The organism is Mycobacterium sp. NGS40, assembly GCF_059812735.1.
On the sequence record NZ_JCALDG010000143.1, the window covers coordinates 1 to 293 of the forward strand.

Below are 293 nucleotides of genomic sequence, written 5' to 3' on the forward strand. Positions count from 1 at the left end.
CTGTTCAGAGTCGGTTGATGGGTGACGTTTCTGTTTCGGTTGATCCTTGACACTCGTGTTGTGTTTTAGGGTCCTGTGCTGGTGCGCATGGCCCGTTTGATTCGTACCTCGCCGGTGCTGCGGCGGGCGGTGGTTTTGACTAATTGATCCCCGATCCAAAACCGCAGCAGCTGGCCGTCGACGTGGACATCGCAGCGCGCACCGGCGTAGTAGCGCCCGATGCTGACCTGCTGCCAGGCCACGCAGACCGCCCCGTTGGTGGTCACCCGGCGACTGACCCAGGCATCGCCGCT

At 62.1% G+C, this 293-nt stretch carries 1 pseudogene; it reads right to left on the reverse strand.

Features of this window, described 5'->3' with window-relative positions:
* Window positions 1-65 precede the first annotated feature (65 nt).
* Window positions 66-293, reverse strand: a pseudogene (locus AC5Y5O_RS32315) (IS481 family transposase); the annotation flags it as partial.